Origin of the sequence: Mycobacterium sp. 20KCMC460, from assembly GCF_022179425.1 — a bacterium.
In the GTDB taxonomy this organism is placed as follows: Bacteria; Actinomycetota; Actinomycetes; order Mycobacteriales; family Mycobacteriaceae; genus Mycobacterium; species Mycobacterium kiyosense.
This window is the reverse complement of record NZ_AP025524.1, coordinates 5,476,123-5,495,134: the sequence shown is the minus strand read 5'-3', so window position 1 is coordinate 5,495,134 and position 19,012 is coordinate 5,476,123. Positions and strand designations below refer to the sequence as shown.

The window sequence follows — 19,012 nt, the reverse complement described above, 5'->3', positions numbered from 1 at the left end:
GCAGCTCCCTCTGTCATGCGGACACTGCTTGGGTTGTGGCGCTTGAGTTTTCGACGTGTTCGTGCGTCGGTAACGCGACGTAGTGGATGCCGGGATAGCAGATCAGCTGGGCACGTAGCGCGCGCAGCAGCGCGACCGGCCCCTGCAGCAGGTAGCGGCGAGCCAGGCGGCGCGGCTCGCGAGTCAACCGATAGAGCCATTCCAGCCCGGACCGTTGCATCCATTCGGGCGCGCGGCTGGTGGTGCCGGCCAAGAAGTCGATGGCACCGCCCGACGGCAGGAACACCTTGGCTCCCGTGGCGTGCCCGTGCTGGTCGACCCAGTGCTCCTGCCTCGGTTTGCCGAGGCTGACGATCAGCAGGTCGGTTCGGGCGGCCCGGATCGCTGAACACAGTGCAGCAGAATCTGTTTCGATGTCGTAGGGGTCCGGCGACCACATCCCGGATACCACCAGTGCGGGATGCTTCTCGCGCAGGTACCCGGCCAGGCGCTGATGGGTCGCCGCGCTGCCGCCGAAGAACCCGACCCGGTGCCCGTCGGCTTCGGCCAGTGCCAGTGTTGCCGGCAGCAGGTCGGCTCCGGTGACCCGCGGCCACGGTCGGGCGGTGAGCAGTTGACCCCGCCAGGCGATCGGCATGCCGTCGGCCAGCAGCAGCCACTCCAGCAGCCCGCTGGGGGCGGCGCCCAACTTGCGGAAGTGGTGCAGGTGGTCCAGGTTCACCGAACCCACCGCCAAGCCGCGCCCCGAGGTACAGCGCAGTCGGGAGTCGATGATCGAGAGCACCTGGTGCGTCTCGCAGCGCTCGACGATGCTGCCGCTGACGACCATCCGTACCGATGCCTGGGCCGGCGCGTTGTTGGCCATGATCGCGCTACCCCCAATGCTTTTCGTGTGGGCGGATCATGCGGGTGCGGCTCCGGTCGGGGCCAGGCCGGAGTTCAGCAGGGGCCAGCTGGCGTCCTTTTCGGAGATGACCGTCACCGGAAGCGGCCATTGGATGCCGAATTCCGGTTCGCTGTAACGGAAGTTCTCTTCGCTGCCCGGCACGTAAGGGCCGCTGATCTGGTAGATGAGCTCGGTGTCGTCGGTCAGCGTCTGGAAGCCGTGCGCGACATAGGGCGGCAGGAACAGGGCGCGATGGTTGGCCGCGCTCAACTCCACCATCACGTGCTTGCCGAAGGTCGGCGACTCCGGGCGCACGTCGACCGCGACGTCGGCGATGGCGCCGCGGACGCAGCGGACCAGCTTGGCTTCGGCGTGCGGTGGGAGCTGGCGGTGCAGACCGCGCACCGTGCCGCGGGTCTGGTTGAAGCAGATGCTGGTCTGGGAGACCTCGGGTATCAATCCGTGCTCGGCGAACTCCTCGGCGCAGAAGACGCGCGAGAAGAAGCCGCGGTGGTCGCGGTGCGGTTCGATGTCGACGATCGTCACGCCGGCGACGCTGGTGGGTGTGTACTTCATCCGGATCTGTTGTCCCCTCTGATGATTCGAGCCGCGTCGTCAGGCGCCGGGAGAGCCGGTGATCGGGGTCAGCACGGCTTTTTCGGCCACGAAGGCTTCGGCGTACCGGGAGCGGCATTGCACGCCGCGGATCCGCATCAACCCGAGGAACGTCTCGTCGTCGAACCAGTCCCGGCCGGTCTGGGACGGATACGACTGAGCCAGCAGTCGAGCCTTCTGTTGCGCGACGTCGTCCGGAATCGGTACGTAGACAGTGGGATTGGGTAGGTCGGACTCCCACTTGAGAATCTCGTAGCCCAGCACCAGTTGCGCCCGGAACTCGGTGGGCAGCAGCTTGGCGAGCAGCCGGTGATCCTGGTGGTAGTCGTCGCGCTGCGGTCCCAGCACCAGGTCCGGCTCGCAGCTGCGGCGGAAGTCCGCGAGTCGTTGTTTGACGGTGCCCCAGTGTTCGGGCAGGCGCCCGTCGGGCAGATCGGCGACGGTCAACCGCACGTCGGCGCGCGGGAAGAAGGCCGCGAACGCGTTCTTCTCCTCGATTTCCCTTTCGGTTCCCGCGCCGCTGAGCACCAGCGCGTGGATCACCAGAGCGGGGTTGTCGCGCGCGATCCGCATCAGTGTCGCACCGGCGCCGATGGCGATGTCGTCGCAGTGCGCGCCGACGACGGCGACCGAGCCGATGGGGGCACCAAACGTCAACGGAATCATGCCGACAGGTCCGTCGGTGTCTCCCAGACCGCCCAGGGACGCACGCCGCGGTTGTAGTCGGCGTCGAGTTCGGCGCGCTCCTTGAACGTGTCGGCCGGCTTCCAGAACCCGTCGTGCTGGTACCCCAGCAGCCGTCCGGTGCCGGCCAGTTCGGTGCAGGCGTCGCCGACCAGGTCGCCGTTCTCCGGAATCAGGTCGATGACGTCCTGGCGCAGCACGAAGTAGCCGCCGTTGACATAGATGGGGAACTTGGTGATCGGGGCGATCTCCTTGATGTCGCCGTCGGTGGTGACGTCGACGCAGTGGAACGACGACTGCGGCGGCACGACGAGCATCGAGGCGGCCGCGCCACTGTCGTGGAACCGGTCGATCATCGTGTCCAGCGGGGCGTCGGTGAGCACGTCGGCGTAGTTGGCCAGGAAGTACTCGTCCTCGCCGAGGTATTTGCGGACCCGGCGCAGCCGCTCGCCGATCGGGGACTCCAGCCCGGTGTCGACGAAGGTGATGGTCCAGTCCGACATGTCGGTGTCGAGCAGTTCCACCTGGCCGCCACGCATGACGAAGTCGTTGGACTCGGTCTCGCGGTAGTTGACGAAGAATTCCTTGACCATGGCCTGGCCGTAGCCGAGGCACAGGATGAATTCGGTGTGGCCGTAGTGCGCGTAGTAGCGCATCACGTGCCAGAGCAGGGGTCGGGGCCCGACCATCTGCAGCGGCTTGGGGACCAGGTCACCGTCGGCGCTGCGCATCCGCATCCCGTATCCGCCGCAGAAGAGTACGACCTTCATCTACCTGCCCCCTTCGGGCTCGAACGGGCGACGGCTCTCGGTTGCCCGATGCGAGCCGCTGATCGCAGCTCTGCGTCGGCGGCCGGGCAGTCCATACCCGATAACTAAGTAGTGCCTAGTATACATACTATTAGAACGGTTTAAAGCCTAAAACTAAACTGCTAGTACAGTTACTACCTTATTTGGAGGCTCGAGCGAGGAGACGCGCCGGATGCGCAATGTCTGCGCTTTTCGGGTGGCTGGGCTGCCACCCGGCCGGCTCAGGCGAACGCGCCGTACCCCGCGGACGGCGGTTGCGCCATGACCGTCGGAACCAGGCCGTAGCGAGGTCCGGCAACCGGTCCTTGGGCGGCGTTGCGCGGCATCCCACCCAGCAGGCTCGGCGGCACCGCGCCTACCGGCCCCCCACCACCCGCGGCGGGCAACGCCGAGCTGATGCCGGTCAGGTGTGCGGTGGGGATGACGCTGGTCCAGGCCGGCGGCACCGACAGCGACCCCAGCGCGGCGGCCTGCCCCATAGCGCCGAAAGCGCCGGCGCCTCCCGCGCCCACGGCGTCCGCCGCACCCGCCACTGCGCCGGCCGCGTCCGCGGCAACCTCCGCGACCTGGGTGGCCGCGGCCTGCGCCATGCCCTGCATGGTCTGCGCGATGCTCAACAGGCTGCTCAATGCGAACAGCGGCATGACGGCGATGTTCAGCATGTTGGCCAGGTCGCCGCTGGAGGTAGAGCCGGTGGTGGGCAGGACCGACGCGGCGGCCGATTCGACCGACGCCAACGACGTGGGCGTCGCCAGCCCCTGCAGCGCGGTGGGCAGCGAATTCACCAGCGATGCCAGCGTGGTCTGCGTCGCGCCCGCCTCGCCGGTGGCCTGCGCGACGGCCGTGGCCTGCGAAGCCACTCCCGCGGCATCGGTGACCTGCGGCGGAGCGTCGAATGGGGTCAGCGTCGACGCCGCCGCGGAGCTGGCCGCGTAGCCGTACATCGCCGCCGCGTCCTGAGCCCACATTTCGCTGTAGTGGGCTTCGGTGGCCGCGATGGCCGGCGAATTCTGGCCGAAGAAGTTGGTCGCGATCAGCGCGGCCAACAAGGTCCGGTTGGCCGCGACCACCGTGGGCGGGACCGTCATCGCGTAGGCGGCTTCGTAGGCGCCGACGGCCGCTCTGGCCTGGCCGGCGGCTTCCTCGGCCTGAGCCGCGGTGGCGCCCATCCAGACGGCGTACGGGGTGGCGGCCGCCGCGGCCGATATCGCCGCCGGACCGAGCCAGGGTCCGCTGGTCAGCCCCGCGATGACTGCCGAGTACGACGAAGCCGCCGCCTGTAGTTCGGTCGCCAGGTTGTCCCAGCCGACGGCTGCCGTCAGTAGCGGCCCCGCGCCCGCGCCGGCGTACATCCGGGCGGAGTTGAACTCCGGGGGCAGTGCGCCATAGTCCATTGCTGTCAGTCCCCCGCGGATCAACCCGTGGCGGCCGCGTTGGCGGCCTCGGTGGCGGCGTAAGAACCGGCGCTGACCTGCATGGCCTGCACGAACAACTGGTGGATCGCGGCCGCCTGCGCGCTCACCGCCTGGTACAGCTGGCCGTGCGCGGCGAACTGCATCGCGGTCAGCGCCGACACCTCGTCGGCGGCCGCCGGCGCGAGGGCGGTCGTCGGACCGGCTGCAGCGGCGCTTCCCGAACTGAAGGCGCAGCCGATGTCCTGCAGGGTGCCGGCCGAAGCCGCCAGGGCTTCGGGCTGCGTGGTCACGAACGACATGTGTCTCTCCTAACCAATCGGGCATGAGCCGCGGGCGAGGGCCGTCTCAACTAGACCTCCACCCCGTAGATTGCCCAATATACATACTTTTGGAACACTTTGGGCGCCTAAAACCAACTTAAAGTACCTACACAGCATCTTTGCAGTCATTTGTGGCGTAGAACACGTCGGGACGGTGCCCGGCTGATAACCTCGCAAGTGGTGCCCGGGGGCACCGCCGGAGAACATGTGCCGGTGCTCCAGCAGGGGGGCCGGTCGCTCTGCTTGAGGAAGGCACAGGAATGGTGACGGGGACGAGCAACGGCGCTGACCGCGCTACCCCGGTCCGCGCACGTAACGCGCCCGGCTATCCGGGATCGCCGGGCAAGTCGCACGGGTCCAATGTCGACTGAACCGGCTGACGGACGAGCAGACACCACTCGGCAACAGATTCTGCGGGCCGCAGCTCACCAGTTCGCCCGCCGCCCGTACCACGACGTCGGCCTCGACGACATCCTCGCCGAAGCCGAGTTGACCAAGGGCGCCATGTACTTTCACTTCCGCTCCAAGCACGCTCTGGCGGTGGCGATCATCGATCAGCACACGGCCGACGGTCGGGTCGCGGTAGACGAACTGCTGGCCCGGCAGCTGTCCGGCCTCGAAACGCTGATCGACTTCTGCTACTTGGCGGCGGTCCAGGACATGTCCAAGGACGTAGCCAGGGCCGCATCGCATCTGATCGAATCGGTCGGCCGTACTGAAGGCCTGCAGGCACAGTTGCTCGGCGGGTGGATCACCATGCTGGCCGGCGTCGTCGAGCGGGCGATCGCCGAGGGCGACGTCTCCGGGGAATGGGAGCCCCGCGACGTCGCGCGCCTGATCGTGTCGATGTACATGGGGCTGCGTCAGGCCAGCGACCTCGACGATCCGCAGCGCTATCTGCTTGATCTGGAAAGAAACTGCCTGCTCGTCCTGGCGGGGATCCTGGAACCCGACCGATTCGACTACTTCAAGCAGTTCATCAGGCGCCGTACCGCGCTGGCCATTTCGTCAGCCACCGCGGCGACGCGCCCCGAGTGATGCGACACCGGCGGTTCTGGGACGTGCGCCCGAGAATACGGCGTTGACGGCTGCTACGCTTGACCGGCTGACCAGGATAAATGGCATGCAAAAGGTCCGGGTGATAACGGGACCGACATTGGAAAGGGCACGGCAATGGCGCGCCAGGTTCGGTCCGAGTTAACCCGGCGAAGGATTCTCGACGCCGCGATCGACGTGTTCAGCGAGGTAGGTTACGCAGCCGCCGGGTGGGGCACCATCATCGACCGCACCGGCATGACCAAGGGCGCTCTCTACCACCACTTCGACTCGAAGGAAGCGCTCGCGTCCGACATCATCGACGAGGGTAGTGCGGTGCTACTCGCCGCCTTCGAGAACGTCTGTGGATCGGCGTCGCCCGCGCTGGAGAACATGATCCACGGCACCTTCGCGATCACCCACGTACTCGGCTCGGACAAGACGGCGCGGGCGGCCGAGCAGTTGGTCGGCGCCTTGAGCGGGTTCAACGAGGCGGCGGGACGGTGCTGCACGTCCTGGGTCGCGGCGATGACGACGCAGGCGAAACGGGCGATAGCCGAGGGCGATCTGCGCGAGGACGTCGATGCGCAGGCGCTCAGCGAGGCGGTCGTCGGGGCGATGTTCGGAACCCGGATGTTGGCGATCGCGATGACCTGCGGTCGCGCCGGCGAGGGCCTGGCCAAGGAACTGAACGCCCAACTCAGCCAGATCTGGATGCTGTTGCTGCCCGGCGTCGCGGCCGAGGCGTCCTTGCCGTATTTCCGTCAGTACCTGGCTCGCGAAGTGATGCGCCAGCACCGTGCTGTGGAAACCGCTCCGGTCAGCGGTCCGGTGGCGGTACCGGACGGCGGCTAACGCCGGGTGCTCGACACCGGCCGACGGTCACGGACGATCCGGGCCGGGACACCGGCGACGTCGACATCGTCGGGCACCGCCTGGTTCACCACCGCTCCGGCGTAGATCCCGACTCGGCTGCCGACCGTGGCGCCGAGCACCATGGCGCCGGGCGAGATGAACACGTCATCGCCGATCCTGGGGTATTCGCCCGGCCGCCCCTCGCCCAGCGTGACTCCTTGGTGGATCCGGCAGTTGGCGCCGATCCTGGCGCGATGGTGCACGTGCACCCAGCCGACGTGGGCGACCGACAGGCCGGGCCCGAACGCATTCAGCGGGATGCCGAACCCGAGCCTTTCGCCGAGGAACTTCAGCCGCAGGCGCAGGTAAGCGGCCACCAGGCGACCGCCGGGGGTGCGGGCGGTGTTCGTCCAGTACTCGGTCTTGCGCAGCATGCGCTGAAAGTAGGGGGCGCGATGAATGATCCGGTACCGGTGCCGCCACCGCTCCAGGCCTTGGGCACGCAGATCCGCGGCCAGATAGGACTCCAAGTCGGTGCGAGTCTGGATCATCCGCAATAAAATACTACAAGTATCAACAAACGCCTAGACGGAGACTGATGGTATGTCTAGGGTCTAGCGGGCGTCGTCAGCGCTCTTCTTCCCACAGCTGCTCGGTCAGATCCTGGAACGCCGCGAGCGCGAACTTGTCGTCGGCGCGCATCACCGCCGACCTGCTCATCAGCGCCCGCACCACCGAACCGTCCTTGTGCGCCAGTTCGACCACCATGTTCGCCAGCGCGTGTACAAACGACAGCAACGAGGACTCGGTGTCCGGCGCCTGGTAGAAGATCTCGTGAAACCTCAGCTTGAGCACCTCTTCGGGCTCGCAGCCGACCATCTGGGCGAACGCGGTGTTGGTGAACAGGATGCTGCCGTCTTCGGCGATGGCGAGCACCGGAACCGGGATGCGTTCGAGCACCACCAGCGCCGGCAACTCCTTCAGCGTGGTTATCGGCGATTGGCTGACTGGCCGATTCCGTCTTCGCTCCACACGGCGATTATGGCCTATGGCAGAAGTTAAGTTCACGCGACTTCACCGAAATACTTTGCCGCCACGGTTCACTCGGGCGGTTGATAGCGGGGGAACACGCCACTCGGCGGCGGCAATGCGGTCCCGGGTGTCAGCCGCCGGCCGATCGCGGTGAACGTCCGCAGGTCTGCAGGCTGGCCGAGTAACTCGAGCAGCTTGGCGGCCGAGTCCGGCATCACCGGGATGACCAGCAGCGCCGCGATGCGGACCACCTCGCAGGTGACGTAGAGGGTGGTCCGAAACCGGTCCTGGTCGGCCTCGGACACGCTCTTGCGCAACACCCAAGGCTGTTGTGCCGAAAAGTACTTGTTCGCATCGCCCAGCATCAGCCAGATCGCCTCCAGCGCCTGATGCATCGCCTGGGCGTCGAAGTGTCCGCGCACCCGATCCAGCAGGCCGTCGGCCGTCGCCAGCAGTTCGGAGTCGGCGTCGGTGAACGCCCCGGGTTCAGGGACCACCCCGTCCAGGTTCTTGGCCACCATCGACAACGACCGCTGCGCCAGATTGCCCAACTCGTTGGCCAGGTCGGTGTTGATCCGGGTGACGATCGACTCGTCGCTGTAGCTGCCGTCCTGGCCGAACGGAATCTCCCGCAACAAGAAATAGCGGACCTGATCGACTCCGAACGTGTCGACCAGAGCAACCGGGTCGACGATGTTGCCCACCGACTTGCTCATCTTCTCGCCCCGGTTGTGCAGGAATCCGTGCGCGAAAACCCGTCGCGGCAAATCGATTCCGGCCGACATCAGAAACGCCGGCCAGTACACCGCGTGGAACCGGATGATGTCCTTACCGATCATGTGCAGATCGGCCGGCCAAAAGCGTTGGTAGAGCGCTGAATTGGTGTCGGGGAAGCCGGCTCCGGTCAAATAGTTGGTCAGCGCGTCGACCCACACGTACATGATGTGGTCCGGGTGCCCGGGAACCTGCACACCCCAGTCGAAGGAGGTCCGGGATATCGAGAGGTCGTCCAGGCCGCCCGAGACGAAGCTGACCACCTCGTTACGCCGCGTCTCCGGCGCGATGAAGCCGGGGTTCGCCCGATAGTGAGCCAGCAGCCTGTCGGCGTACGCCGACAGCCGGAAGAAATAGGTCTGCTCCTCGGTCCAGGTCACCGGGGTCCCCGTCTCCACCGCGATCCGGCTGCCGTCCTCGAGCAGCTGGGTCTCGGACTCGACGAAGAACCGTTCGTCGCGCACCGAATACCACCCGGCGTAGTTGTCGAGGTAGATGTCGCCGTTTGCCTCCATCCGCCGCCAGATCTCCTCGGACGCCGCATGATGATCGGCGTCGGTGGTGCGGATGAACCGGTCGAAGGAGATGTTGAGCTTCTCCTGCATGCGCTGGAAGACGTCGGAGTTGCTCCGGGCCAGCTGCAAGGTCGGGATGCCGGCGGCCGCGGCGGCCTGCGCCACCTTGAGGCCGTGCTCGTCGGTTCCGGTGAGGAATCGGACGTCGAAGCCGTCGAGCCGCTTGAACCGGGCGATCGCGTCGGTGGCGATGTACTCGTAGGCGTGTCCCATGTGCGGCGCGCCGTTCGGGTAGGCGATCGCGGTGGTGACGTAGTAGGGCTTCATCGAGACTCACCCTATTGTGTGCGCGTGGGTTCCAACCGATCTGGTAAGCGAGAGGCGCCGCCGGCGCCGGAGCCGTTGGCGCCGCTGATCGACGCACACACCCATCTGGACGCATGTGGCGCCGCCGACCGCGACGGAGTGCGCGCCATCGTCGATCGCGCGGCCGCGGTCGGGGTGGGCGCGGTGGTCACCATCGCCGACGACATGGAATCGGCGCGCTGGGTCGCAGCGGCCGCACAGTGGGATGCGCGGGTGTACGGCGCGGTGGCGCTGCACCCAACCCGCGCCGACGCGCTTACTGAGGCCACCCGCGCCGAGATCGAACAGCTGGCCGCCCAGCCGCGGATTGTCGCCGTCGGAGAGACGGGCCTGGACCTGTATTGGCCGGGCAAGCTCGACGGCTGTGCGCAGCCGGAGGTGCAGCGCGACGCGTTCGCCTGGCACATCGACCTGGCCAAGCGGCTAGGTAAGCCGCTGATGATCCACAACCGCGACGCCGACCGGCAGGTGCTCGACGTGCTGCGCGCCGAGGGTGCGCCGGACACCGTCATCTTCCATTGCTTCTCCTCGGACAGTGCAATGGCGCGCGAATGCGTGGCCGCCGGATGGTTACTGAGCCTGTCCGGGACAGTGAGCTTCCGAAATGCCCGCCAGTTGCGGGAAGCCGTTCCGCTGATACCGATGGAGCAGCTTCTGGTGGAAACCGACGCGCCGTTTCTGACTCCGCACCCCTACCGCGGCGCAGCGAACGAACCGTACTGCTTGCCCTACACCGTTCGGGCGCTGGCTGAGCTGCTCCAGCGCGCACCCGAGGAAGTGGCCGAAATCACCACCAGCAATGCCCGCCGCGCCTATGAGCTGGGCGCCGAGGGTGGATGAGCGGTCGCCGATCGCCTGCCGCGACCCCGACACGAAGGGGGTCGAGTTGCCCCGCATTGGACGGTTCGTTACCGTCTTGTGATCGAACGGGTGGGCCTGCGGGCCCATTTCGTCATTTCAGCTGAATATGGTCGAGAGCTCATCGAAGAGTTGACGCTGACGTTTGCAGTGGGTCGGGACAGACTGGGATATAGACATTGAGTTTGCTTACTAAACTTCATCAAACTGAATCACCGATGTTGCGCCTGTTGGTTGGCGCGCTGCTCGTGGCACTGATATTCGCCGGCGGCTTTGCCGTCTCCTCCTCCAAGACCGTGACCTTGACGGTCGACGGAACCTCCACGCGAGTGAGCACGATGAAGTCCCGAGTGATCGACATCGTGCAGGAGAACGGGTTCTCCGTCGGCGACCGGGACGACCTCTACCCGGCCGGCGACGTCACCGTGCCGAACGCCGCCACCATCGTGCTGCGTCGCAGCCGGCCGCTGCAGATCACGCTGGACGGCCAGAACTCGCGGCAGGTGTGGACCACCGCGTCCACGGTCGACGAGGCGCTGGCGCAGCTGGCCATGACCGACACCGCCCCCGCCGCCGCGTCGCGCGCCAGCCGCGTCCCGCTGGCGGGAATGACGCTGCCGGTGGTGAGCGCCAAGACCGTCGAGATCGCCGACGGCCCGGTGGTCCGCACGGTGCACCTGCCGGCGCCCAATGTCGCCGGGCTGCTGGCCGCGGCCGGCGCCCCGCTGCAGGACAGCGACCAGGTGGTGCCGGCGGCCAATACTCCGATCACCGACGGCATGCAGATCCAGGTCACCCGTAACCGCATCGAGCGGGTCACCGAGCGGGTCCCGCTGCCGCCCCCGGCGCGCCGCATCGAAGACCCGGAACTCAACATGAGCCGCGAGGTCGTCGAAGACCCGGGCGCCCCGGGCACCCAGGACGTGACCTTCGCGGTCGCCGAGGTCAACGGCGTCGAGACCGGACGGTTGCCGATCTCCAACTCGGTCGTCACACCGGCCCGCGAAGCGGTGGTCCGGGTCGGCACCAAGCCGGGCACCGAGGTTCCCCCCGTCAGCGACGGCGGCATCTGGGACTCCCTGGCCGGCTGCGAGGCCGGCGGGAACTGGGCGATCAACACCGGCAACGGCTTCTACGGTGGCGTCCAGTTCGACCAGGGCACCTGGGTGGCCAACGGGGGGCTGCGCTACGCGCCGCGCGCCGACCTGGCCACCCGCGAAGAACAGATCGCCATCGCCGAAGTGACCCGGCAGCGTCAGGGCTGGGGCGCCTGGCCCGTGTGCAGTGGACGAGTGGGTGCGCGCTGACGATCCGGTTGCTCGGGCGCACCGAGATCCGGCGGTTGGCCAAAGAGCTTGATTTCCGGCCACGGAAGTCGCTCGGGCAGAACTTCGTCCACGACGCCAACACGGTGCGACGGGTGGTCGCGTCCTCCGGTGTCGGCAAATCCGACGTCGTCCTAGAGGTCGGCCCCGGCCTGGGGTCGCTGACGCTGGCGCTGCTCGACCGGGGCGCGACAGTGATCGCCGTGGAGATCGACCCGGTGCTGGCGGCCCGGCTGCCGCAGACCATCGCCGAGCACTCCAACAGCGAAGTCCAGCGATTCAGCGTGGTCAACCGGGACGTACTGGGCTTACACCGCGACGACCTCCCGGAGGCGCCGACCGCGGTGGTGGCCAACCTGCCCTACAACGTCGCCGTTCCGGCGCTGTTGCATCTGCTCGCCGAGTTCCCGTCCATCCGCACGGTAACGGTGATGGTGCAGGCCGAAGTCGCCGAGCGGCTCGCGGCCGAGCCCGGCGGCAAGGAATACGGCGTGCCCGGTGTCAAGGTGAACTTCTACGGGCGAGTCCGGCGCTGCGGCACGGTGTCTCCCACGGTGTTCTGGCCCATTCCGCGCGTCTACTCGGGGCTGGTGCGCATCGACCGCTACGAAGTTTCGCCGTGGCCGACCGACGAGGCGTTCCGCAAGCGGGTCTTCGAGCTGGTCGATATCGCTTTTGCGCAGCGCCGCAAGACATCTCGCAACGCATTCGTGCAGTGGGCCGGGTCGGGGAACGAGTCGGCGAGCCGGCTGCTGGCGGCCAGCATCGACCCCGCCCGCCGGGGCGAGACGTTGTCGATCGAGGATTTCGTGCGGCTGCTGCAGCGCTCGGGTGACCTCGACGACTCACCGGGCGCCGACGCGGGGCCGGACCAGGATCCGGCGCAGATTTCGGCAGGCTGACCCGGCCCGGACGGGCGTCGTCGGGCCGCCTGGACGGTGCCACCGCGTGTGGTGCACGCGGTGCGGGGATAGTCTGCTGCGGTGGCTGGGACTGAGGGGAACACCGCCGAGTTATGGGTGCCGACTGGATCCGTCACCGTTCGGGTACCGGGGAAAGTCAACCTCTATTTGGCGGTCGGTGACCGGCGCGACGACGGATACCACGAGCTGACGACGGTGTTCCACGCCATCTCGTTGTTCGACGAGGTGACGGTCCGCAACGCCGACGTGCTCTCACTCGAGGTGGTCGGCGAGGGCGCCGACACGCTGCCCACCGACGACGGCAACCTGGCGTGGCGGGCCGCCGAACTGCTGGCCGACCACGTGGGCCGCGCCCCGGACGTGTCGATCTTCATCGACAAGTCGATCCCGGTGGCCGGGGGCATGGCGGGCGGCAGCGCCGACGCGGCCGCGGTGCTGGTGGCCATGAACGCCCTGTGGGAACTCAATCTGCCCCGCCGCGACCTGCGCCTGATGGCCTCCCAGTTGGGCAGCGACGTGCCGTTCGCGCTGCATGGCGGCACCGCGCTGGGGACCGGGCGCGGCGAAGAGCTGGCGACGGTGTTGTCGCGCAACACGTTCCACTGGGTGCTGGCGTTCGCCGACAGCGGGCTGCTGACGCCACAGGTGTATAACGAGCTGGACCGGCTCCGCGAAGTCGGGGACCCGCCGCGGCTGGACGAGCCCGGCCCGGTGCTGGCCGCCCTGGCCGCCGGCGACCCGCGGCAGCTGGCCCCGCTGTTGGGCAACGAGATGCAGGCCGCCGCGGTGAGCCTGGATCCGGCGCTGCGACGCGCCCTGCGCGCCGGGGTCGAGGCGGGCGCGCTGGCCGGGATCGTGTCCGGCTCCGGGCCCACCTGTGCCTTCCTCTGCGATTCCGCCGACGCCGCCGTCGACGTCGGCACTCAGCTGTCGGGTGCGGGCGTCTGCCGCACCGTTCGGGTTGCCACCGGTCCGGCGCCGGGTGCCCGGGTGGTGCCGGCACCCGCCAACGACGTGTGACGCCGTTTACCTAGCTGTGACATGTCACTCAAATCGTGTCTACGTTTGGCAGTTACTTAAGAGTTGCTTAAGATGAGCCGCGGTGACGAGTAGCCACGACTGAGAGCTCATCACCAAATCGAGACCTAAACGCTTCCCAATATGTATGCGTGCCTGCCTCGAAGCGAGATGTGGCAGGTGGAACATGAAAACCCGGACCTTGGGGAAGCGTTGGACCGAGGAGGTTTGCGTGAGCAGGTTTACCGAGAAGATGTTCCACAATGCCCGCACGGCGACGACGGGCATGGTGACCGGTGAACCCCACGAACCCGTCCGGCACACCTGGGGCGAGGTGCACGAGCGCGCACGCCGCATCGCCGGTGGGCTGGCCGCCGCCGGTATCGGCCTCGGCGACGCCGTCGGCGTGCTCGCCGGCTTCCCGGTCGAAATCGCCCCGACCGCGCAGGGCCTGTGGATGCGCGGGGCCAGCCTGACCATGCTGCACCAGCCCACGCCGCGGACCGACCTGGCCGTGTGGGCCGAAGACACGATGACCGTCATCGGCATGATCGAGGCCAAAGCCGTGGTGGTCTCGGAGCCTTTCACCGTCGCGATCCCGGTGCTCGAGCAGAAGGGCATCAAGGTCCTCACCGTCGCCGACCTGCTGGCGTGGCAGCCGATCGACCCGATCGAGGTCGGCGAGGACGACCTGGCGCTGATGCAGCTGACGTCCGGTTCCACCGGTTCTCCCAAAGCGGTCCAGATCACCCACCGCAACATCTACTCCAACGCCGAGGCGATGTTCATCGGGGCCGAGTACGACGTCGACAAAGACGTGATGGTCAGCTGGCTGCCCTGCTTCCACGACATGGGCATGGTCGGGTTCCTGACTATCCCGATGTTCTTCGGCGCCGAGCTGGTCAAGGTCACCCCGATGGACTTCCTGCGGGACACCCTGCTGTGGGCCAAGCTGATCGACAAGTACAAGGGCACCATGACCGCGGCGCCCAACTTCGCCTACGCACTGCTGGCCAAGCGGCTGCGCCGGCAGGCCAAGCCGGGCCAGTTCGACCTGTCCACGCTGCGGTTCGCGCTGTCCGGCGCCGAGCCTGTCGAGCCGGCCGACGTCGAAGACCTGCTGGACGCGGGCAAGCCGTTCGGTCTGCGGCCCTCGGCGATTCTGCCGGCCTACGGCATGGCCGAGACGACGCTGGCGGTGTCGTTCTCGAAGTGCAATTCCGGGCTGGTGGTCGACGAGGTCGACAACGACCTGCTGGTCGCGCTGCGCCGGGCCGTGCCCGCCACCAAGGGCAACACCCGCCGGCTGGCCACGCTGGGGCCGCTGCTGCAGGATCTGGAAGCACGGATCGTCGACGAGGACGGCAACGTGGTGCCGGCGCGGGGCGTCGGTGTCATCGAGTTGCGCGGCGAGTGCGTCACCCCCGGCTACATCACGATGGGCGGCTTCATGCCGGCCCAGGACGAACACGGCTGGTACGACACCGGCGACCTGGGCTACCTCACCGACGAAGGGCATGTGGTGGTGTGCGGCCGGGTGAAGGACGTCATCATCATGGCCGGCCGCAACATCTATCCGACCGACATCGAGCGGGCCGCCGGCCGCGTTGACGGTGTCCGTCCGGGTTGTGCGGTGGCGGTACGTCTGGACGCCGGGCATTCGCGGGAGTCGTTCGCCGTCGCGGTCGAATCGAATGCGTTCGAGGACCCGGCCGAGGTGCGGCGCATCGAGCACGATGTGGCCCACGAGGTCGTCAAGGAGGTCGACGTGCGGCCCCGCAACGTCGTGGTGCTCGGGCCCGGGACCATCCCGAAGACGCCGTCGGGCAAGCTGCGCCGGGCGAACTCGGTCACGCTGGTCACCTAGGCTGCAGCGGGCCCCGGCGGCTGGGCGCTCGCGTCGCGTGAACACAGGGCGGTTCTGACGCCTGGTTTCGCCCAGGATTCACGCGTCTGAACGCGTAGCCGGCTGTTGTGGCGTCGATTCAACCCCAGGCGTGCACGCGGTTCTGCGCGGGTTCGAGGCCCAGTTCGATCAGCAGCTCGGTGGCATCGGCAGCCTGCTCGCAGATGGTCGGGATCTCCGGGCGCTCGGTGGCGTTGAACGGCTCCAGCACGAACGCCGCCGGATCCTTGCGTCCGGGCGGACGGCCGATTCCGATACGCACCCGCTGAAAGTTCTTGCTGCCCAACGCGGCAGCCAGCGAACGCAGCCCATTGTGGCCGCCTTCACCGCCGCCCAGCTTCAGCCGGATGCGGCCGAAATCCAGGTCGAGGTCGTCATGAATGACGACGACGTCGGCGGGCGGCACCGAATAGAACTTCGCCAGCGGCCCCACCTGTCGCCCGGATTCGTTCATGTAGCAGCGTGGCTTGGCCAGCACCACCGCGCGTCCGCCCAGCCGGCCGGTGCTCACCTCGGCACCAGAGCGCTTGTGCGCCTTGAACTTTGCGCCCAGCCGGGCCGCGAGCACATCGGCGACCATGAACCCGACGTTGTGCCGGGTTCGGGCGTAGTTCTCGCCCGGGTTGCCCAGGCCGACCACCAGCAGCGGTTCGGCCACGTCGCGCTACTCGGACTCGGCTTCGGCCTCGGCAGCAGGCTCGCCTTCGGCCTCTTCGCCGGCCGCTGCCCCGGCCGCCGCGCCTTCCTCGCCGGCGCCCTCTTCGGCCAGATCCTCGGCCGTCGGCGCCTGCACCACGTTGACCACCAGCAGCTCGGGGTCGGAGACCAGCGAGACGCCGTCGGGCAGCTGGATCTGGCCGGCGGTGAACTGGGTGCCGGCCGCGGCACCCTCGACCGAGATGGTCAACTGCTCGGGAATCGACAGCGCCTCGGCCTCGATCTCGATGGCGTTGGCGTCCTGGGTGACCAGGGTGTCCGGCCCGGCCTCACCTTCGACGATGACGTTCACCTCGACGTTGACCTTCTCGCCGCGCCGCACCACCAGCAGGTCGGCGTGCTGGATGCTGCGCTTGATCGGGTGGATGTCGAGGGCCTTGGTCAGCGCCAGCTGCTCCTTGCCGTCGATGCTCAGGGTCAGCACGGCGTTGGTGCCGGAGTGCCGCAGCACGGCCGCGAAGTCGTGGCCAGGCAGCTCGAGGTGCTGGGGGTCGGCGCCGTGGCCGTACAGCACGGCGGGAATCTTGCCTTCGCGACGGGCGCGGCGCGAGGCGCCCTTGCCGGTCTCGGTACGCACCGTGGCGGGAAGCTGGTTGACGGTGGCTTTAGCCATAAAAGTCGCTCCTGTGTGTAGGGCACGGCCAGGATCGCGACGAATCTGTCGGTCTCCGTCGATAACGGTGCTGGTCTAGCCGGTGCACCCTCGCCGTGACGCCCGGTCAGGTTACCCCAGCAGCGCGAGCAGACGCAAAAGCCCCTTCGAGCAGGCGATTCGAGGCACCTTTGGGTTTGCTCGGCACGGGCTCAGAGCGGGAATTTCGTGTCGGTGAGTTGCTCGGACAGCTCCCACAGCGCGGTGGCGGTCTGGCCATCTTTCGCCGCCCGGCTGCGGCCGACCGCTTGGGTGCGGCCCCACTGGCCGAATCGGGGACCGATGAAGGTGTCGCCGGGCAAGTCCTGGGAGGCCGCATACAGGGTCTGCCGGGCGCCGAAGTCCGCTTCGGTGGCGATCAGTCTCGTCGCCGCCGAGACGACGGCGTCCCCGAGCTTGCGTCCGGAGGCGCCCTGCAGGTTGGTGTGCGAGTAACCGGGATGGGCCGCCAGCGCGCGCAGTTTGGAGCCGGCCGCGTCGAGCCGGCGCTGCAGTTCGCTGGTGAACAGCAGGTTGGCCAGCTTGGACTGGCTGTAGGCCAGCCACGGCGAATACCGGCGGTGCTGCCAGTTGAGGTCGTCGAGGTTGATCCGGCCGGGGTAGTGCGCCATCGACGACACCGTGACGACCCGGTCGGTCAGCTTGGGCAACAGCAGGTTGGTCAGCGCGAAATGGCCCAGGTGGTTGGTGCCGATCTGGCTTTCGAAACCGTCCTTGGTCAGCGTGAACGGCGCGGCCATGATGCCGGCGTTGTTGATCAGGATGTCGGCGGCGTCGACGCCCTCGGCGAACGCCCGCACCGACGACAGGTCCTGCAGGTCCAGCGCACGCACTTGCACGTCGCCGGCGATTCCTGCTGCCGCCTTCTCGCCCTTCTCGGTGTTGCGGACGGCCATCACGATCGTTGCGCCGACCCGGGCCAGCTCGCGGGCCGTGATCGCGCCCAGGCCACTGTTGGCTCCGGTGATGATGACGGTGCGTCCGGCGAAGGAGGGAAGATCAGCTGCGGTCCAAGTCATGTCCCCACTGTATGCAGCGGTCGAACTCGAGCGGCAGGCTCAGGGGTCCGGTGATCCCGGCCATCCCCGGCCACCGGCCCGAACCGGCCAGGCGCGGGTTGGGCATGCGTGCGGTGATCACTCGCAGCGCCTCGGTCAGCTCCAGTCGGGCCAGGTGCGCGCCCAGGCAGTAGTGCACGCCACCGCCGAAACTGAGGATGGCCGCCGGGTTGCGGCGAGTGATGTCGAGTTCGTCGGGATCGTGGTGGGCTGCGGGGTCGCGGTTGGCGGAGGCGGTGTTGGCCACCACCAGCGTGCCGGCCGGAATCGGCAAGCCGCCCAGCTCGATGTCCTCGGCGGCTTGCCGGATGACCCCGAAAATGATTGGGCTGTAACGAATCAGCTCATGGACGGCGTCGGCAGCGGATTCGGGTTGGCGGGCCACCATCGCCCACTGATCCGGATGGGCGGCCAGCGTTTGTACCGCCGCGGCGAGCTGGTTGCGGGTGGTGTCGGTGCCCGCACCGAGCAGTGTGCCGCACAGCATCAGCAGTTCGTCGCGGGTGAGGCGGTCGCCGTCGTCTTCGGCGCGGATCAGATCGGAGACCAGGTCGTCGGTCAGCGAATTGCGCCGCGTTGCGATCAGGTCCTTGAGGTAGGCGTCCAACGCGTTCCACGCGGCGAGGATCCGCGGCGCGTCCTCGGCGACGGTGGGCTCGAACACCTTCTTGATGTCTTCGGTCCAGGCGGAGAACAGCTGCCAGTCTTCGGGCGGGGCGCCCAGTAGCGCGCTGATGATCGGGGTGGGGTAGGGCCGGGCGATATCGGCGACGACGTCGCAATGCCCGTCCTCGATGTCGTCGATTAGCCCGGTGACGATCTCGACGGACAGGGAGCGCAGCCGCTCGGCGGCGCGGGGAGAGAACGCTTTGGACACCAAGCGGCGCAACCGGTGGTGCTCCACCCCGTCCATGCCCAGGATGTTGCGCACCGCCCGCTCCCACAACGGGCCGGAGGTGATGCCGAAGGTGCCCAATCCCAGGCCGTCGGCGGTGACGAACCGGTCGTCCCGCAATACGGTGCGGACCAGTTCATAGGTCAGCACCTCGGGCCCGTACGGCCCGATGGCGATCGGGGACTGGGCGCGGGCCGCGGCGATGACCCGGTGTGCGTCCGCTGGATCGGTGAGGTGGTGGTAGGCGATGGTGGGGCAGTCGAGTGCGGTGGTGGTAGTCATGGCAGCGACTATCCGGCGTTTGAGAGCCGAAAATATCCGCCGCAGCGCGTAGTTTGCCGGCGCCGGTGCGCGT

At 67.8% G+C, this 19,012-nt stretch carries 20 protein-coding genes; 7 read left to right on the top strand and 13 right to left on the bottom strand.

Annotated elements, in window-relative coordinates:
* Window positions 1-13: 13 nt before the first annotated feature.
* The 6 genes from MKCMC460_RS25245 to MKCMC460_RS25220 form a co-directional block, all read right to left on the bottom strand.
* A complete protein-coding gene (locus tag MKCMC460_RS25245) occupies window positions 14-865 on the bottom strand; it encodes a WecB/TagA/CpsF family glycosyltransferase (protein ID WP_236977781.1) in 852 nt (283 codons plus the stop codon).
* 36 nt (window positions 866-901) lie between these two features.
* Entirely contained in the window at window positions 902-1,462 is a 561-nt protein-coding gene (locus MKCMC460_RS25240) for a dTDP-4-dehydrorhamnose 3,5-epimerase family protein (RefSeq protein ID WP_236977780.1), read from the bottom strand.
* A 39-nt stretch (window positions 1,463-1,501) separates the two neighbouring features.
* Window positions 1,502-2,167, bottom strand: a complete 666-nt coding sequence (locus tag MKCMC460_RS25235) for a PIG-L deacetylase family protein (protein ID WP_236977778.1) — start codon at window positions 2,165-2,167, stop codon at window positions 1,502-1,504.
* Entirely contained in the window at window positions 2,164-2,955 is a 792-nt protein-coding gene (locus MKCMC460_RS25230; protein ID WP_236977776.1) for a glucose-1-phosphate cytidylyltransferase, read from the bottom strand. The genes MKCMC460_RS25235 and MKCMC460_RS25230 overlap by 4 nt, the downstream gene beginning before the upstream one ends.
* A 260-nt stretch (window positions 2,956-3,215) precedes the next feature.
* Entirely contained in the window at window positions 3,216-4,388 is a 1,173-nt protein-coding gene (locus MKCMC460_RS25225) for a PPE family protein (protein ID WP_238305003.1), read from the bottom strand.
* 20 nt (window positions 4,389-4,408) lie between these two features.
* The gene (locus tag MKCMC460_RS25220) at window positions 4,409-4,708 is read right to left on the bottom strand and encodes a PE family protein (RefSeq protein ID WP_238305002.1); all 300 of its coding nucleotides are present in this window, start codon (window positions 4,706-4,708) and stop codon (window positions 4,409-4,411) included.
* Between the two features lie 381 nt (window positions 4,709-5,089).
* Between MKCMC460_RS25220 and MKCMC460_RS25215 the strand changes: the two genes are divergently transcribed.
* Together MKCMC460_RS25215 and MKCMC460_RS25210 are read left to right on the top strand one after the other, a co-directional pair.
* Window positions 5,090-5,767: a TetR/AcrR family transcriptional regulator gene (locus MKCMC460_RS25215; RefSeq protein WP_236977772.1), complete on the top strand. Its 678-nt coding sequence runs from the start codon at window positions 5,090-5,092 to the stop codon at window positions 5,765-5,767.
* A gap of 135 nt (window positions 5,768-5,902) precedes the next feature.
* Entirely contained in the window at window positions 5,903-6,619 is a 717-nt protein-coding gene (locus tag MKCMC460_RS25210) for a TetR/AcrR family transcriptional regulator (protein WP_236977771.1), read from the top strand.
* Here the strand turns inward: MKCMC460_RS25210 and MKCMC460_RS25205 are convergent.
* From MKCMC460_RS25205 to metG, 3 genes are all read right to left on the bottom strand, one after another.
* Window positions 6,616-7,170: a serine acetyltransferase gene (locus MKCMC460_RS25205; protein ID WP_236977770.1), complete on the bottom strand. Its 555-nt coding sequence runs from the start codon at window positions 7,168-7,170 to the stop codon at window positions 6,616-6,618. The genes MKCMC460_RS25210 and MKCMC460_RS25205 overlap by 4 nt on opposite strands.
* 76 nt (window positions 7,171-7,246) lie before the next feature.
* The gene (locus MKCMC460_RS25200; RefSeq protein WP_236984410.1) at window positions 7,247-7,612 is read right to left on the bottom strand and encodes a PAS domain S-box protein; all 366 of its coding nucleotides are present in this window, start codon (window positions 7,610-7,612) and stop codon (window positions 7,247-7,249) included.
* 107 nt (window positions 7,613-7,719) lie between these two features.
* Entirely contained in the window at window positions 7,720-9,267 is a 1,548-nt protein-coding gene (gene metG, locus MKCMC460_RS25195) for a methionine--tRNA ligase (protein ID WP_236977769.1), read from the bottom strand.
* Window positions 9,268-9,285: 18 nt separating this feature from the next.
* Between metG and MKCMC460_RS25190 the strand changes: the two genes are divergently transcribed.
* The 5 genes from MKCMC460_RS25190 to MKCMC460_RS25170 all read left to right on the top strand — a co-directional run bounded on the left by MKCMC460_RS25190 (window position 9,286) and on the right by MKCMC460_RS25170 (window position 15,296).
* Window positions 9,286-10,146: a TatD family hydrolase gene (locus tag MKCMC460_RS25190; RefSeq protein WP_238305001.1), complete on the top strand. Its 861-nt coding sequence runs from the start codon at window positions 9,286-9,288 to the stop codon at window positions 10,144-10,146.
* A 236-nt stretch (window positions 10,147-10,382) separates the two neighbouring features.
* Window positions 10,383-11,471: a transglycosylase family protein gene (locus tag MKCMC460_RS25185; protein ID WP_370653015.1), complete on the top strand. Its 1,089-nt coding sequence runs from the start codon at window positions 10,383-10,385 to the stop codon at window positions 11,469-11,471.
* Window positions 11,435-12,391 carry a 16S rRNA (adenine(1518)-N(6)/adenine(1519)-N(6))-dimethyltransferase RsmA gene (gene rsmA, locus MKCMC460_RS25180; protein WP_370653200.1) on the top strand — a complete coding sequence of 319 codons (957 nt, stop codon included), beginning with the start codon at window positions 11,435-11,437 and terminating at the stop codon, window positions 12,389-12,391. The genes MKCMC460_RS25185 and rsmA overlap by 37 nt, the downstream gene beginning before the upstream one ends.
* A gap of 81 nt (window positions 12,392-12,472) precedes the next feature.
* Window positions 12,473-13,432, top strand: a complete 960-nt coding sequence (locus MKCMC460_RS25175) for a 4-(cytidine 5'-diphospho)-2-C-methyl-D-erythritol kinase (protein WP_236977766.1) — start codon at window positions 12,473-12,475, stop codon at window positions 13,430-13,432.
* A 229-nt stretch (window positions 13,433-13,661) separates the two neighbouring features.
* Window positions 13,662-15,296: a fatty acyl-AMP ligase gene (locus tag MKCMC460_RS25170; protein WP_236977765.1), complete on the top strand. Its 1,635-nt coding sequence runs from the start codon at window positions 13,662-13,664 to the stop codon at window positions 15,294-15,296.
* 118 nt (window positions 15,297-15,414) lie between these two features.
* Here the strand turns inward: MKCMC460_RS25170 and pth are convergent, their stop codons facing one another.
* The 4 genes from pth to MKCMC460_RS25150 all read right to left on the bottom strand — a co-directional run bounded on the left by pth (window position 15,415) and on the right by MKCMC460_RS25150 (window position 18,939).
* A complete protein-coding gene (pth, locus tag MKCMC460_RS25165) occupies window positions 15,415-15,993 on the bottom strand; it encodes an aminoacyl-tRNA hydrolase (RefSeq protein WP_238304999.1) in 579 nt (192 codons plus the stop codon).
* 6 nt (window positions 15,994-15,999) lie between these two features.
* Window positions 16,000-16,665 (bottom strand): 50S ribosomal protein L25/general stress protein Ctc, encoded by a 666-nt coding sequence (locus MKCMC460_RS25160; RefSeq protein ID WP_236977763.1) that lies wholly within the window; start codon window positions 16,663-16,665, stop codon window positions 16,000-16,002.
* Window positions 16,666-16,856: 191 nt separating this feature from the next.
* The gene (locus MKCMC460_RS25155; RefSeq protein WP_236977761.1) at window positions 16,857-17,723 is read right to left on the bottom strand and encodes an oxidoreductase; all 867 of its coding nucleotides are present in this window, start codon (window positions 17,721-17,723) and stop codon (window positions 16,857-16,859) included.
* Window positions 17,704-18,939 carry a cytochrome P450 gene (locus MKCMC460_RS25150; protein WP_238304997.1) on the bottom strand — a complete coding sequence of 412 codons (1,236 nt, stop codon included), beginning with the start codon at window positions 18,937-18,939 and terminating at the stop codon, window positions 17,704-17,706. Before MKCMC460_RS25150 ends, MKCMC460_RS25155 begins: the two co-directional genes overlap by 20 nt.
* Window positions 18,940-19,012 lie beyond the last annotated feature (73 nt).

Bases quoted from the DNA above. Each gene is read 5' to 3' on its own strand.
- MKCMC460_RS25245 (WP_236977781.1), bottom strand. From the start codon at position 865: ATGGCCAACAACGCGCCGGCCCAGGCATCGGTACGGATGGTCGTCAGC.
- MKCMC460_RS25240 (WP_236977780.1), bottom strand. From the start codon at position 1,462: ATGAAGTACACACCCACCAGCGTCGCCGGCGTGACGATCGTCGACATC.
- MKCMC460_RS25235 (WP_236977778.1), bottom strand. From the start codon at position 2,167: ATGATTCCGTTGACGTTTGGTGCCCCCATCGGCTCGGTCGCCGTCGTC.
- MKCMC460_RS25230 (WP_236977776.1), bottom strand. From the start codon at position 2,955: ATGAAGGTCGTACTCTTCTGCGGCGGATACGGGATGCGGATGCGCAGC.
- MKCMC460_RS25225 (WP_238305003.1), bottom strand. From the start codon at position 4,388: ATGGACTATGGCGCACTGCCCCCGGAGTTCAACTCCGCCCGGATGTAC.
- MKCMC460_RS25220 (WP_238305002.1), bottom strand. From the start codon at position 4,708: ATGTCGTTCGTGACCACGCAGCCCGAAGCCCTGGCGGCTTCGGCCGGC.
- MKCMC460_RS25215 (WP_236977772.1), top strand. From the start codon at position 5,090: ATGTCGACTGAACCGGCTGACGGACGAGCAGACACCACTCGGCAACAG.
- MKCMC460_RS25210 (WP_236977771.1), top strand. From the start codon at position 5,903: ATGGCGCGCCAGGTTCGGTCCGAGTTAACCCGGCGAAGGATTCTCGAC.
- MKCMC460_RS25205 (WP_236977770.1), bottom strand. From the start codon at position 7,170: ATGATCCAGACTCGCACCGACTTGGAGTCCTATCTGGCCGCGGATCTG.
- metG (WP_236977769.1), bottom strand. From the start codon at position 9,267: ATGAAGCCCTACTACGTCACCACCGCGATCGCCTACCCGAACGGCGCG.
- MKCMC460_RS25185 (WP_370653015.1), top strand. From the start codon at position 10,383: ATGTTGCGCCTGTTGGTTGGCGCGCTGCTCGTGGCACTGATATTCGCC.
- MKCMC460_RS25160 (WP_236977763.1), bottom strand. From the start codon at position 16,665: ATGGCTAAAGCCACCGTCAACCAGCTTCCCGCCACGGTGCGTACCGAG.
- MKCMC460_RS25155 (WP_236977761.1), bottom strand. From the start codon at position 17,723: ATGACTTGGACCGCAGCTGATCTTCCCTCCTTCGCCGGACGCACCGTC.
- MKCMC460_RS25150 (WP_238304997.1), bottom strand. From the start codon at position 18,939: ATGACTACCACCACCGCACTCGACTGCCCCACCATCGCCTACCACCAC.